Source organism: Chryseobacterium gambrini, from assembly GCF_027920505.1.
GTDB lineage: Bacteria > Bacteroidota > Bacteroidia > Flavobacteriales > Weeksellaceae > Chryseobacterium > Chryseobacterium gambrini.
This window is the reverse complement of sequence record NZ_CP115857.1, coordinates 1,569,227-1,583,732: the sequence shown is the minus strand read 5'-3', so window position 1 is coordinate 1,583,732 and position 14,506 is coordinate 1,569,227. Positions and strand designations below refer to the sequence as shown.

At 36.3% G+C, this 14,506-nt stretch carries 14 protein-coding genes and 1 riboswitch; of the genes, 9 read left to right on the top strand and 5 right to left on the bottom strand.

The genetic code is table 11. From position 1 onward, the window contains the following. Positions 1 to 45 precede the first annotated feature (45 nt). From PFY09_RS07035 to PFY09_RS07010, 6 genes are all read left to right on the top strand, one after another. Positions 46 to 486 carry a GNAT family N-acetyltransferase gene (locus PFY09_RS07035; RefSeq protein WP_271161932.1) on the top strand — a complete coding sequence of 147 codons (441 nt, stop codon included), beginning with the start codon at positions 46 to 48 and terminating at the stop codon, positions 484 to 486. Positions 487 to 573: 87 nt separating this feature from the next. Then, on the top strand, positions 574 to 1,077 hold the full coding sequence (locus tag PFY09_RS07030; RefSeq protein WP_271161931.1) for a DinB family protein: 504 nt from the start codon (positions 574 to 576) through the stop codon (positions 1,075 to 1,077). A 72-nt stretch (positions 1,078 to 1,149) separates the two neighbouring features. Further along, complete coding sequence (locus PFY09_RS07025) at positions 1,150 to 1,458, top strand: GIY-YIG nuclease family protein (protein WP_271161930.1); 309 nt, start codon at positions 1,150 to 1,152, stop codon at positions 1,456 to 1,458. A 40-nt stretch (positions 1,459 to 1,498) separates the two neighbouring features. Continuing rightward, positions 1,499 to 2,047 (top strand): L-threonylcarbamoyladenylate synthase, encoded by a 549-nt coding sequence (locus tag PFY09_RS07020; protein ID WP_087709123.1) that lies wholly within the window; start codon positions 1,499 to 1,501, stop codon positions 2,045 to 2,047. 130 nt (positions 2,048 to 2,177) lie between these two features. Continuing rightward, positions 2,178 to 2,492 carry a nuclear transport factor 2 family protein gene (locus tag PFY09_RS07015; RefSeq protein WP_333781140.1) on the top strand — a complete coding sequence of 105 codons (315 nt, stop codon included), beginning with the start codon at positions 2,178 to 2,180 and terminating at the stop codon, positions 2,490 to 2,492. A 24-nt stretch (positions 2,493 to 2,516) separates the two neighbouring features. Next, positions 2,517 to 3,938, top strand: coding sequence for a CCA tRNA nucleotidyltransferase (locus tag PFY09_RS07010; RefSeq protein ID WP_116096160.1), 1,422 nt, complete (start codon positions 2,517 to 2,519; stop codon positions 3,936 to 3,938). A 378-nt stretch (positions 3,939 to 4,316) separates the two neighbouring features. Here PFY09_RS07010 and PFY09_RS07005 read toward each other — a convergent pair whose 3' ends face one another. From PFY09_RS07005 to cdd, 3 genes are all read right to left on the bottom strand, one after another. Next, on the bottom strand, positions 4,317 to 5,360 hold the full coding sequence (locus tag PFY09_RS07005) for a DUF5074 domain-containing protein (RefSeq protein WP_271161928.1): 1,044 nt from the start codon (positions 5,358 to 5,360) through the stop codon (positions 4,317 to 4,319). Between the two features lie 16 nt (positions 5,361 to 5,376). Then, positions 5,377 to 7,206 (bottom strand): TonB-dependent receptor plug domain-containing protein, encoded by a 1,830-nt coding sequence (locus PFY09_RS07000; protein WP_271161927.1) that lies wholly within the window; start codon positions 7,204 to 7,206, stop codon positions 5,377 to 5,379. Between the two features lie 31 nt (positions 7,207 to 7,237). Beyond that, a riboswitch (cobalamin riboswitch) is annotated at positions 7,238 to 7,413 on the bottom strand. 907 nt (positions 7,414 to 8,320) lie between these two features. Beyond that, a complete protein-coding gene (gene cdd / locus PFY09_RS06995) occupies positions 8,321 to 8,803 on the bottom strand; it encodes a cytidine deaminase (protein WP_268054799.1) in 483 nt (160 codons plus the stop codon). A 99-nt stretch (positions 8,804 to 8,902) separates the two neighbouring features. Here cdd and PFY09_RS06990 point away from each other — a divergent pair, with 99 nt between their 5' ends. From PFY09_RS06990 to PFY09_RS06980, 3 genes are read left to right on the top strand one after another with little or no spacing between them, the layout of a single operon-like run. Continuing rightward, the gene (locus PFY09_RS06990) at positions 8,903 to 9,955 is read left to right on the top strand and encodes an NADH:flavin oxidoreductase/NADH oxidase (RefSeq protein ID WP_271161926.1); all 1,053 of its coding nucleotides are present in this window, start codon (positions 8,903 to 8,905) and stop codon (positions 9,953 to 9,955) included. 38 nt (positions 9,956 to 9,993) lie between these two features. Continuing rightward, complete coding sequence (locus PFY09_RS06985) at positions 9,994 to 10,287, top strand: DUF2752 domain-containing protein (protein ID WP_076396518.1); 294 nt, start codon at positions 9,994 to 9,996, stop codon at positions 10,285 to 10,287. A 17-nt stretch (positions 10,288 to 10,304) separates the two neighbouring features. After that, positions 10,305 to 10,637 carry a CCC motif membrane protein gene (locus PFY09_RS06980; RefSeq protein WP_076396520.1) on the top strand — a complete coding sequence of 111 codons (333 nt, stop codon included), beginning with the start codon at positions 10,305 to 10,307 and terminating at the stop codon, positions 10,635 to 10,637. A gap of 71 nt (positions 10,638 to 10,708) precedes the next feature. On the opposite strand, the gene PFY09_RS06975 is transcribed toward PFY09_RS06980, so the two are convergent. Together PFY09_RS06975 and PFY09_RS06970 are read right to left on the bottom strand one after the other, a co-directional pair. Beyond that, positions 10,709 to 12,769: an endonuclease gene (locus tag PFY09_RS06975; protein ID WP_271161925.1), complete on the bottom strand. Its 2,061-nt coding sequence runs from the start codon at positions 12,767 to 12,769 to the stop codon at positions 10,709 to 10,711. Positions 12,770 to 12,908: 139 nt separating this feature from the next. Further along, a complete protein-coding gene (locus tag PFY09_RS06970; protein ID WP_271161924.1) occupies positions 12,909 to 14,444 on the bottom strand; it encodes an endonuclease in 1,536 nt (511 codons plus the stop codon). Positions 14,445 to 14,506: the final 62 nt, after the last annotated feature.

The window sequence follows — 14,506 nt, the reverse complement described above, 5'->3', positions numbered from 1 at the left end:
TTTATGAAGTTTTTTTGTGCTTTGACAAAGTTTTAAACTCCCATTATGACAAGAAAAGCCCAACTTGCAGATGTACAGCATTTAGCTGAGCTGTTCGATCAGTACAGGATCTTTTATCATAAAGATTCCGATATTCCTGCTGCGGAAAAATTTTTAACAGAAAGAATTGAAAATAACGATTCCGAAATTTTTGTTGCCGAAAATGAAGGGAAATTAGTCGGTTTTGTTCAGTTGTATCCGCTATTTTCCTCCACAAGAATGAAAAGATACTGGCTTTTGAATGATTTGTACGTGAATGAAAATTATCGTGGAAAAGGGTTTTCAAAACAAATGATTGAAGCATCCAAAGAACTTGCAAAATCAACCGATGCCGCCGGAATTCTTCTGGAAACCGGAAAATCCAATGATATCGGAAACAAGCTTTACCCAAGATGCGGATTCGAAATCTACGATGAAGTGAATTTTTACGAATGGAAGATTTCATAATGTAACAATTTACCAGTGTAACAGTTTACGAAATCTTAATTGTTACTAAAATATTACTCATTACCAATTACTTATTATTCATTATATATGACTGATTTTCAAAAATACGTTCAAAGATATTTAGATTTAATTCCCTCAGAAAACTGGCTGGAAGAACTGAAAAGATACGGAGAAAAAACGGCTGAAATTTACTCAAAGCTTTCAGAAGAACAATCTCTTTTTGCCTACGCCGAAGGAAAATGGACGCTGAAAGAACTCCTTCTGCATTTATCCGATACCGAAAGAATCTTTCAGTACAGAATATTGGCTTTTGCGAGAGGCGACCAAAATGAATTACCGGGTTTTGATGAGGAATTGTACGCTAAACAGTCTTTCGCGAATGAAAGAACACTAAGTTCATTATTGGAAGAATATCAACTGATCAGAAAATCGTCTCAGATTCTTTTGGAAACTTCAAATTCCGAAGCCTTAAAAAATGTAGGATCCGCCAACGGAAACCAGATTTCTGCCGAAACCATCGGGAAATTGATTGTTGGTCATAATATTCATCATCTGAATATTATTGAGGAAAGGTATTTGCCAAAGTTGTAAAGTTTTTTAATTTTATGTCATTGCGAGGAGCGAAGCGACGAAGCAATCTCATAATTTTAAAGATGAACACAAATGAAACCAGGCTTTGTTTATATTATGACCAATAAAAACAATACGGTTCTTTACACTGGGGTAACATCAAATTTACCAAAAAGAATTTATCAGCATAAAGAAAAGATTTTTGAACTAAGCTTTACATCTAAATATAATATTGACAAACTTGTCTATTGGGAATCATTTCAGGAAATAGGAGATGCTATTTTTAGAGAAAAACAAATTAAAGCAGGTTCGAGACAGAAAAAAATTGATTTAATAAATTCAATTAATCACGAGTGGAGAGATTTGACAGAAGATATTAAAGATATTCTCAATCCTTTTTGAGATTGCTTCGTCGCTTCGCTCCTCGCAATGACAGAAAACAATGGAAAAAATAATAGAAATTTTAAAATCCGGCGGAACAATCTTATACCCAACAGACACCATTTGGGGAATTGGCTGTGACGCTACCAATATAGAAGCTGTCAATAAAATTTTTGACATCAAAAAACGGGAAAAAAACAAATCCATGATCATCTTGGTGGAATCTGAAAAAAGACTACAGGATTTGGTTGATGTTCCGGAAATGGCTTGGGAAATTATTGATCTGAGCGAAAAGCCTGTAACAATTGTTTATGAAAACCCGAGAGGATTGCCAAAAGAATTATTAGCTGAAGACGGAAGCATCGGAATCCGTCTGGTAAAAAACGACTTCTGCAAAAAACTGATTACAAAACTCAACAAACCTTTGGTTTCTACTTCTGCAAATTTCAGCGGTGAAAAAAGTCCGTTAAAATTCTCGGATATTTCTCCTGAAATGATTGATCTTGTAGACTATGCAGTAGAAGAAGACCGCGAAAAAGTTTCAAAATATTCGGGTTCGTCGGTAATAAAAGTCTGGAGTGACAACAGAATAAAAGTTCTGAGAGAATAATCGGCGTTTATCATATATTTTAAAGTCTTATTCATCCGCATCGGCAGGATTTCTTTTTTTAGTTTTATCTTTGCAGAACTTCAATTTTAAAACAATTGCGATGGATCATCAAAAGTTTGCTGAAGAATGAATCAAAGCATGGAATTCGCATGATCTGGATATTATTTTATCTCATTATTCGGATGAAATAGAGATCGTGACGCCGATGATAAAATTAGCAACAGGAGGAAAAGAAAGTTCTTTAAAAGGAAAATCTGCTGTTCGCGAATATTGGAAGACAGCATTGGAAAAATATCCTGATTTTCACTTCGAACTTATAAAATCTACGGAAGGAGTAGATTCTGTGGCCTTATTTTACAAATCCATTATGGATAAACATGCGGTCGAAGTGATGTTTTTTAATGAAGACGGAAAAATTAATAAAATGTATGCTCATTACAATTAATGAACGGCATTAGTGTATTAGAAAATGAAAATTAATCTTACTCAAAATAAAAATTTAAAACTTTTCAAAATTATTTCGGAGGTTGCAGCCCGAAACAACCAGTCTGTGTATGTCGTCGGAGGCTACGTACGCGATCTTTTGATGAAAAGAAAAGCATCAACGGATATTGATTTTGTGACCGAACAAAGCGGTATCGAGCTTGCCCAAAACGTAGGAAAAGAAATTGATCCGAAAATGAAAGTTTCGGTTTTCAAAACCTACGGTACAGCGATGATCAAATACAAAGATCTTGAGCTTGAATTCGTAGGCGCAAGAAAAGAAAGTTATACCGAAAACAGCCGGAAACCGGAAGTGGAAGGCGGAACCATTGAAGACGACCAGAAAAGAAGGGATTTTACGGTGAATGCAATGGCAATTTCGTTAAATCAGGATAATTTTGGTGAACTAATCGATCCCTTCAATGGAGTAGATGATCTGGAAAAAGGAATTTTAAGAACGCCTCTGGAACCTGCACAAACCTATTCTGATGATCCTTTGAGGATGATGAGAGCCATCCGTTTTGCTTCTACGCTTCAGTTTCAGATCGAAGAAAATTCTTTGGAAGCCATTAAGCAGGAAGCCGAAAGAATAAAAATTGTTTCGATGGAAAGAATCATGGTGGAATTTAATAAAATCATGCTTTCCAAAAAGCCATCTATTGGTCTGAAATTAATGGAACAGACGGGTCTGATGAAATTAATTATTCCTGAACTGATTGATCTGAAAGGAGTAGAAGAAGTGGAAGGACAAACCCATAAAGACAATTTTTACCATACTTTGGAAGTGGTAGACAATATTTCTGAAAACACCGATAATCTGTGGCTTCGTTGGTCTGCATTGCTTCACGACATCGGAAAAGCACCGACCAAAAAATTCGTTGAAGGAACAGGATGGACATTCCACGGGCACGAGTTTTTAGGCTCAAAAATGGTAAAAACATTATTCCAGAGACTGAAACTGCCTTTAGGTCCGGACATGAAATATGTTCAGAAGATGGTAAAACTTTCGTCTCGACCGATTGCTCTGATTACCGATGATGCTTCAGATTCTGCTTTGCGAAGATTATTGTTTGATGCAGGAGAAAATATGGAAGATCTGTTTACCCTTTGTAAAGCCGATATTACGACCAAAAATTCTAAAAAGCAGGAGAAATTCAAGAAAAATTTTGAATATGTTGCTGTTAAGATTAAAGAAGTTGAAGAAAAAGATCAGGTAAGGAATTTCCAGCCGCCGATTTCAGGAGAAGAAATTATGGCAATGTTTAACCTGAAACCAGGTCGCGAGATCGGAATTTTAAAGGAAAAAGTAAAAGAAGCCATTCTGGAAGGCGAAATTGGAAATGACAGCGAGGAAGCGAGAACTTTCGTGATTGCTGAAGCGGAAAAACTGGGATTGACACTCGCCTAAATGCTTTTCGGGACATTTGATTATATTATTTTAGTATTAATTTTCCTTATTAACATTGTTGTCTGGAAATTTAAAATAATTAAAAAACGCAACTGGATTTTATATCTGGTTGCGTTTTTATTTTTTGGATTTGTTATTCCGCTTTTATCTGTTGATTTTGAAATTGAAAAAGCGACAAAAGATCAGCCAATTGTTGATAATTTTACATTGCTTTATACCTATTTCAGGTTTCCTGTTTGGTGGTTTGTGGGTATTCTTCAGCTTCTTATTTTAAGGAAATTTATTAACTGAGTATTTTAATCATAATTTTATTTCTTTGTATTGTATAAAAGAAATGATAAACATTCAATTCTTACTATAGCAAAGACCTTAAAAAGATTAATTCATATAAGCGGCATTAGATCCGATGCCTGTTACAAATTTTTTCAGAACTGTTCCTGAAGTGTTATATACTGTAACTTCTGATGGAGCTGTAAAACCTTTTACATCAGATGCAAAGATTTTTCCGTCTTTTACAGAAAAGCCGTACAGCGTAAAATATTGCCCTCCGTCTACAAAATTGATAAGAGGGGCAGAAGGAGCTGTTGTTGCATTCATATCCATTGTGTAAATCTTGTTGGCAGAGGTGAAGTAATATTTTCCACCATCAATTTCAAGATTTCTTGCATTGGCGATACCGATTAAAGTTGTAGTTTTTGTAATCGTTCCTGCAGGAGAAATTTCATAAATGTAAGAATTAGATGCTCCTGAAGCAATTACATACACATTGTTATTGTAACTGATGGTTTTTTCGATCTCACCGTTAGGAACAGCAACCGTGTTGATGATCTCATTGGTTGAAGTATTGATTCTCGTAAGCGTACTTCCGTAGCTGTAAGTAGCATTCTGCACAAATACCGTTCCTCCTGCTTCTACCACTCTTTCCGCTGTAGAAGTGGAAGCGAAAGGAATTTTCTTCACAAAAGAAAGATCAGAAAGCTTGTAAACATTCACATATTTTCCTCCGTTATACTTATCGTTAGAAACATAAAGATTTCCGTTGCTGATCGTCATATATCTAGGATTATCCAACTGAGCTGTAATTTCTCCGGTTTTTTTGAAATTATAACGGTTAACAACCTGTACTTTATTAGAATTGTTCAGAAGCAAAAAAGCTCTGTCATCACTGAATGTGATCGTCTGTAAAACATCACCCAGATTTTCGTTGTTATTTTTCTTATAAATATCGTTTTCCAATACAGAAAGATCTTTAGAAATAAAAGAAACACTCGCTGTAGGTGTTCCGAAGTTTCCTTCATTCGCAATAAAATATCCGTTTTCATAATCACCTCGCGACGGCATTACATATTCATCATCACTACATGAAACATTAATCACAAGGATCAAAGCCAGTAAAAGCTGAAAAAGTCTGTTGAATTTCATAATATAATAATTGATTTTAAAAATTTAAGTTGATGTAAAAACTGTAGTTTCTTTTAGGTAATGGATAATAAGCCATCGTTTCATAAATCTCGTCGGTAATATTATTTACCCTCAATCCTAAAGTATACTTTTTGGCAACAGTTGCAGACAATCCTGCATTCAGGACGAAATATGGTTTTATAAGATAATCGTTATTCTCATCAGAAGTGGTAAAAGTCTTACCCGTAAACATTCCCTGAACATACAGATTCATAAATCGGTACTGATAATCTGCATTCCCGAAAACCTTATGAAGAGGAACATACATCAGCTGATTTTTCGTCTCAAGATCTACAGATCTCGTATAGCTGTATCCCGTATTTATTTTTAAAGAATGTTCTTTAGAAAACTTGTGCTGAAACCCAATTTTAGACTCAAGACCATAAGACTCAACATTTCTTACGTTTCTTGGTGACCAATATCCCATAGAAGTAGGAATCCATTGGATCATATCCTCTATTTTCATGTAATAAGGCGTGATACTCAACATGAATTTTCCAAACGTCAATTCGTGGCTCATTTCAGTCTGCAAAGACGTTTCAGCCTTCAGATCCAAGTTTCCGCCCGGATTCCAGTAAAGATCATTAAAAGAAGGAAATCTGAAATTCTTTGAAAAACTTGCCCCTAAACTGTACCAGTCAGAAACCTTCCATTTACCAGAAAAAGAATAGAGTAAAGGCGATTCTATATTTTCAATAAAATCCTTCTTGATTCCGGCTTCCAGTCTCAGCTTTTGGGTAGGGAAATATCTCAACAATCCTGCAACAGAATAAATATTTCTCTTTACATCCTCAATTCTGAATTGATAGCCTTCCCCTTTATTGATCTGAAACTCTCCGATAAGATTAACATTCAGTTTAGGCGTGATGAAATAATTGAAATCATCTTTAAAAATCAGGATTTTTCCCGTTCCGCCACTGGTTTTAGGAGCCTCAAAAACTCCGAAATACTGGAAATTTTCTTCCGTGTAAGCCGCTTTCAGGCTGTTTGAAATCGATTTCGAATTCACATCGTGGGTAAGAAGGCTTCGGAAAGTCTGCGCTGCATATTTCGTACGATTGCCGTTTTCCGTGAAAATAGGATAATTCTGTTCCGCGTCGTACAACTGACTTTGCCACGAGATTTTCTGATTTCGGGCAATTTTATAGCTAAAACCTATATTCGCTGTACCGTTAAAATATTTACCGTTTCGGTTGATATACTGCTTCTCAGGAACCTCATAATTATTTTGACTGATGAAATAATTTCCGGATGCCTTAAAACTGAAATCTGAATTGCTGAAAGAAGTTTTAAAATGATTCTGGAACGTCTCATAAGAAGCCACTTCACTATGTAAAGTTGCATGAAAACCCTCATTAAATTTCAGTTCATTGTTAAGGTGAATACTTCCTCCTATTGCTCCGCTTCCGTAAACCACACTTCCGCCGCCAGCTTTCACTTCTATCGCATCATAACCGAAAATCGCGATATTATTAACATCTCCCTGTCCTAAAAGAACAGAATTGATGTTAATTCCATTCCACACAAAAGCAGTCTGCTGCGCCGTTGTTCCCCTGAAAGAAGGTGAAGAAACCGCACCGCGGCCATTTTCCTTAATATAAACAGCCGACTGAAAACGTAACGTTTCAGATAGATTGGCGGAATTTTTTTCGATGTCTTTGGGAGTAATTGTAGTAACCGGATGAAAAAGTTTCACCTTATTCATCTGATTGTCAAAAACATAAACGGTGTCAATAGCTTTCTCCTGCGCGTAAAGAAAACAACCGTATGATGCAAAAAGCAGTACTAAAGATCTTTTTAATGCCATTCCTATTTTACTTTTCCTCCGAAAGCAATGTTTTTAAGATTACATTTTGGCAGGTCTCCTGACTTTCGCTTTCTACACCTTCCCGTTTTCACAGTGGTTTATCGTAGAAATCTTATATGCGATTTACAGTTGCGGGGACAGTTTGGGATTTTCGCCCAATTCCCTTTTCATTCCAAATTAATGGAAACCAAAATTTTTGCAAAGATAACTTTTTTAATTTATTGACAAAAAAAATAGCCGTTAAGTATCTTTTTAATAAAACAATGATTTGTTGTGTTGCAAAAAAAAACAAGATCAGGAGCTTTTTCCAGCTTTCGCTACTCGCTTTTTTTGGATTCGGCGGCGGCAAAAGCCGCCGCCGAATCCAAAAAAGAGCTCAGACATGCCGCTCAATCTGGGCTAGGAAAATAAAACCGCAGAAAATAAACAGTTTTATAAAACTCAGATTCTATTGAAAAATAAATAATAATTTTCAGCCAGAATTATTTAAAATGTATTAAAAACTTACTTTAAGTTTCTTTAAATTCATTTTAAATTTAGCCGCAAAAAAGACAAAAAACTTTATTGGATTTATTTAAGTATTTCAAAAGTCTGCAAAGAGAAAAAATCTCTGATTTTTTTTAACTTATGTGCTCTTTTTTTTCCATTTCAAGGATTAAACTTAAAAAACTAAAGTGTTTAAATCTTTTGCATTTTTTGTGGAAAAAAGTTTAAGCAAGTTTTTTAATTACTTTAAAATAAGCATCACTAAGGAAGAAAATCAAAGATTTTCAAAAACTAATGGGTTCTTCTATTTTAAATACGCATCATTCAAAATCTCATGTGACTTATGTGATGAAAGAAAGTCCCTTCTTAAAAAACTTTCCCTTAAATAAAAATCCAGCCAGGAGTTTAAACTTTTTAAAATAAAAATAAAAACGCTAAGGTGAAAGGTTTGATAAAATTTCTATTCTTTTAAGACACAAGGAGAAAATTAAAAATTTTCTTTTATAATGCTGATGAAATTTTATCGCAGATAAAATCCTTGCGCCTTAAAGCATACTATCTTAAACAACTTTGCGCCCTTGCGAAAATCCAACCTGAATTCTTATTTACTATTATTTAAACATTTTAACTATAAAAAAGTACCGTCAAAATAAAACGGCAGAAGATCCTTAATAGAATGTACCTTCACCACCTCATCATTCAGATTAGAAAAATAAAGCTCAATATTTTCATTCTGCTTCGTTTCATATTCAATAATGCTCTGTCTGCACGATCCGCATGGTGGAATCGGCGGATTTTTCTCAGAAAACTCCTTCGGTCCGCCTACAATAAAGATTTTCTTTATTTTTTCAGACGGAAAATTTGCCCCGATCCAGAAAAGAGCAGTCCTTTCCGCGCAAAGCCCCGAAGGATACGCCGCATTCTCCTGATTGTTCCCGGTGTAGATCTCTCCGTTTTCCAGAAGCACAGAACAGCCAACCAGAAAATGAGAGTAGGGAGCATAAGCATTCTCGCGCGCTTCTTTCGCTTTTGCAAATAATTTTTTTTCTATATCGTTCAGTTCAGCGTTATTGTTAAAATATTCGTAACTGATATGAGTTTCTTTTTTCATATATTGTGGGTTTAAAAAAAGGGGGATAAATTTACTTTTTTTTCATGAGGTGGGCAACACCATCACATTCTTTAAAAATTTTAAAAATCAGATCAAAAAATGTTATACACTCCAATCAGATTCAGAAATGTTGAGTTGAAAAACCGTTGGGTAATGTCTCCAATGTGTATGTATTCTTCCGAAAACGGATTAGCCAACGACTTTCATTTTGTGCATTACGGAAGCAGAGCGCAGGGCGGAACAGGATTAATCATCGTTGAAGCAACGGGAGTAGAACCCCGCGGAAGAATTACCAATCACTGTATGGGAATCTGGAACGACGAACAGGCAGAAAAACTCCAGAAAATTGTAAAATTTGTACACCAGAACTCAGAAACCAAAATAGGAATTCAGCTTGCGCATGCCGGAAGAAAAGGATCTGCATGGAACAATGTACAGATCCCTATTGAAGAAGGCTGGGAAACCATCGCACCAAGTCCGATTCCGTATCATCCGACCGAAAGAATTCCACATGTTTTAACCATTGAGGAAATTAAAGAACAGGTTGAAAACTTCAGACAGGCAGCAAGAAGATCTGTAGATGCAGGTTTCGATGTCATAGAGATTCACGCGGCACACGGTTATCTTATCCATCAGTTTTTATCACCGCTTTCCAACATTAGAACCGATGAATATGGCGGAAGTTTCGAGAACAGAATACGGTTTTTAATTGAAATTGTAGACGCCGTGAATGAAGAATTAAATGAAAATGTCGCTTTATTTGTAAGAATTTCCGGAACAGAATACGCAGAAAACGGCTGGGAAATAGAAGACAGTGCCGAGCTTGCTAAAATCCTTAAAAACCATTCGGTAGATCTTGTTGATGTTTCCAGTGGAGGAAATATTCACGGAGTAAAAATTCCGGTTCACGAATGCTATCAGGTTCCGCTTGCGTCACAGGTGAAAAATGATTCAGCAACAAAAACAGGAGCTGTAGGATTAATTACGAGAGTCAATCAGGCAGAGGAAATTCTGCAGAAAGGAGAGGCAGATTTAATATTTATCGCAAGAGAAAGCTTAAGAAATCCTTACATCGCAGTTCAGGGTTCTTTTGAAATGGATGAAGAATGCTTCTTTCCGCATCAGTATTTAAGAGCAAAAATTTCTAAATAATTTTTTTATATATTTGAGAATCATAACCATATATTACAATGAAAATAGAAGACTTTATGCTGCCTTGTCCCATCAAGAAATTCTTTGGAATCGATTGTTTTGGGTGCGGAACGCAGAGAGCTATCGTCATGGTTTTTGAAGGCAGATTTGGCGAAGCATTTCATATGTTTCCTGCAGTCTACACTTTATTGCTTTTTTTCGGAACGGTTTTCCTCAATTTTGTAGACAGAAAACGGAATTACAGTAATATTTTAGTTTTTCTTGCGATTATCAATGCCGTCATTATGGTTACTTCTTATTTTTATAAACATTTATACTTACCTATACATTAATCAATTAAATTATAACTATGGAACAACAAAAATTACCTAATGCAACGGCGGTACTAATCTTAGGAATTGTATCAATTATCGGATGTTGCTGTTACGGACTTCCGGGACTTATTGCAGGGATCATTGCATTGGTTCTGGCCAAAAAAGACGGAGAACTTTACAGAAAAAATCCGACAGCTTATTCAAATTACGGACAATTGAATGCCGGAAAAATAATGGCAATCATCGGAATTGTATTAAGTATTTTATACGTAGTTTACGTTGTTGTCATGATTTCTACTCTTGGCTGGGACGCTATGAAAGACCCGCAACTGATGCAGGAAAGAATGAGAGAACTGATGGGACAGTAATTTCTTATTAATTTAAAAATAAAAGCCTTCTTTCAATCGAGAGAAGGCTTTATTATTTCTTAAAGGAAAATTTATTTCACAATAAACTTCAATGAAGAAGCATCTAACTTTAAAATATAAATTCCCTGCTCGAGATTTTTAATTTTAATAGAATTTTTACTGTTTTTAAAAGGCTGATCTATTGTCTGCATTACTTTTCCGTGAAGATTATAGATCTCCGCTTTCTTAATATTCTGCGTTTCTCCTTTTACAAAAATTTCATTGTTGGAAACAGGATTAGGCGAAATCTGTAATGTATTCTGATCTGAAATTAATTCGGAAGAAATACTTTGAATCTGCTTTGCCATTCCCGAATAACAGGTCCAGCTCAGATCATCAAGAGCAACTCTGTTGGTGGTAGAATTATTTTCTAAAGTTACCACCACATTCCCCGGAATATTAATATTGCTTATTGTGGTAGTTGCCGCACTGATGTTGTAAGGAATTGTTCCAACAGCCGTTCCGTTTACTTTAACGGTGAAAGTTCCGTTAGAACCTGTAAATTTCAGTTGAGTAGTTACAGTCAGTGATCCAATTCCATTCGCTGAACTGCTTGAAGTTAACGCGCCGTCTCTTATTGTAATCGCTTTGTTGGAAATCGTCTGATCCGTTCTTGCATCCGTTGCTGTCCACGTAATGCCGTTGTTTGTCCATGTTCTCGTTAAATATCCTGTTGTACCTGCAGGAATATTTTCAAAATTTTCATAGACGCAATTTGTCGGAGGAGGAACCGCATCCGTAGTTCCCGAAACTGTAGAGCTGTTGGCTGAAGAATTTCCTGCAGCATCTTTAGCAATCACATTAAAGGTATAAGTTGTGGAAGCATTTAAGCCTGAAATAGTCGCAGAAGTTGCACTTACCGATGTTTTTAAACTTCCGTTCATGTAGACATCATACGAAGTAACGCCAACATTATCTGACGAAGCATTCCACGACAGCGAAATGCTGCTTGGCGAAGTTCCCGTAACCGCAAGACCGGTAACAGTGGAAGGAGCCTGTGTATCGATCGGAGCATTGGTTGTACCTGAAACGATAGAGCTGTTCGGAGATGAATTTCCAGCAGCATCTTTTGCTACAATATAAAAAGGATAAGTAGTGGAAGGACTTAATCCGGAAATGGTTGTAGAAGTGGAGCTTACTGTTGCCTGTAAATTTCCGTTCATATATACATTATACGACGTAACCCCGACATTATCGGTTGAAGCATTCCATGAAAGCGAAATGCTGCTTGAAGTAGTTCCGGAAACACTAAGCCCTGTCACGGTTGTCGGAGCCTGTGTATCTGCGGGAGCCCAGATCTGGTTTACATAATTCGGATTATCGATAAAAGGATTTCTGTTTCCCTGATAAGCATAGGTAGCATTATTCCGGTTGATTTCCGCCTGAGATACAGGATCCTGATTGTGCCAAGCCAGCAGAACATTAAGTTCCCAGGTCTGCAATCCCGGAAAAGCAGAATTACCTAAAATATCTCCCGAAGAAAATGTAGCAAGCTTACTCTGATAGCGGGTTACAAAATAAAAAATCATACGCGCAACATCCCCTTTAAATTCATTAACAGGTTCAAAAACAATCCCAGAATATCCGGGTGAAGCAGAACTTCCAAGTTTAGAACCGTTAGACGATAGCGAAGTCGCAGTTCCTACGATTCCAAAAGGATAATCTGCCCTCATGGCATTTACTTTTCCGTCTGTTGCTCTGATGAAATTGATGTCGGAATACATCGGCGAAGCAGAATTAAACAAACTCTGAGGAATAATATGTTCTCTGTTATAGCAATTTCCTTCTTCTGTATACGTTCCGCATTGGTTGGTTACAGGAATAAAATTGTAAGGATCTGCGCCGGTAGGATTTTCAGAATAAATGTCTAAAATAGAACCGTCGTTTTCATAATTTTTGTCGATGTCGGTTATTTTAAAACCCGTCCATAGTGCGTTGTAGCCTTTGTCCTGATGACCGTTCGTAATAATTGAACTCAATGCTGTTTTCAGAGAAGCTCCGGAAAGTCCGTTGGCAGAATTATAATAACCCGCAGGAGCCTGAGCATTTGCCAAAACTGAAGCAAATCCCCACATTAATAGTTGTTTTTTCATGGTAAATTTTTAAGATCGTAATATTACCATAAAATTTATAAATATAAAATTACAGAATCGTTAATTTTTAATGAAATTCATATAAAATAAAAGCCTTCTTTCAATTGAGAGAAGGCTTTATTATTTCTTAAAGGAAAATTTATTTCACAATAAACTTCAATGAAGAAGCGTCTAATTTTAGAATATAAATTCCCTGCTCCAGATTTTTAATTTTAATAGAATTTTTACTGTTTTTAAAAGGCTGATCAATGGTCTGCATTGCTTTTCCATGAAGATTGTAGATCTCCGCTTTCTTAATATTCTGCGTTTCTCCTTTCACAAAAATTTCATTATTGGAAACAGGATTAGGCGAAATCTGTAATGTATTCTGATCTGAAATTAATTCGGAAGAAATACTTTGAACCTGTCTTGCCGTTCCGGAATAACAGGTCCAGCTCAGATTATCAATAGCAACTCTGTTGGTGGTAGAATTGTTTTCTAAAGTTATAACGACATTCCCCGAAATATTAATATTGCTTATAGTGGTTGTTGTTGCAGAGGTATTGTAAGGTACGGTTCCTACCGCTGTTCCGTTTACTTTAACGGTGAAGGTGTCATTGGAACCTGTAAATTTCAGTTGGGTAGTTACCGTTAATGAGCCAATTCCATTCGCTGAACTGCTCGATGTTAATGCGCCGTCTCTAATGGTGATTGCTTTGGTGGAGATCGTCTGATCTGTTCTGGAATCTGTTGCTGTCCATGTAATCCCATTATTTGTCCATGTTCTTGTTAAATAAGAAGCCGAACTTTCAGAAGGAATGGTCTCAAATGTTTCGTTACCGCAGCTTGACGAGCTTGGTGGAGTAGATGTACCTCCGGAACCAGAAGCGGAGCCCCAGATTTGGGTCACGTAGTTAGGATTATCGATAAAAGGATTTCTGTTTCCCTGATAAGTATAAGAAGCATTGTTTCTGTTAATTTCCGCCTGAGAAACGGGATCCTGATTATGCCAAGCCAATAAAACATTCAGTTCCCAAGTCTGCAAACCCGGAAAAGCAGAACTGCCCAACATATTTCCGGATGTAAACGTGGAGAGTTTGCTTTGGTATCTCGTAACAAAATAAAATACCATTCTTGCTACATCACCTTTAAATTCATCAATAGGCTCGAACACTGTTCCCGAGAAACCTGAAGAAACAGAATTTCCAAGCTTAGAACCGTTTTTTGAAGTAAACGTTGCAGTTCCCACCTTTCCGAAAGGATAATTAGAGCGCATTCCGTTTACTTTTCCGTCTGTAGCTCTGATAAAATGAATATCTGAAACCATAGGAGAGGCTTCGTTAAAAAAGCTCTGAGGAATAATATGTTCACGGTTATAACAATTTCCTTCCACCGAATAAGTTCCGCATTGGTTGGTAACCGGTGTAAATTTGTAAGGATCTGTACCTACAGGTTTTTCTGAGTAGATGTCCAGAATAGAACCATCATTCTCATAGTTCTTGTCGATGTCAGTTGTTTTGTACGCCGTCCAAAGTCCGTTGTAGCCTTTGTCAAGATGTCCATTCGTAATAATGGTGCTTAAAGCCGTTTTCAGGGAAGCGCCGGAAAGTCCGTTAGCAGAGTTGTAGTATCCCGAAGGAGCCTGAGCATTTGCTAAAACAGAAGCAAATACAATCATTAGTAATCGTTTTTTCATGTCAAGATTTTAGACTTTAAGATTACTATAAATTTATCAATAAAAAATTACGGAATTGTTAA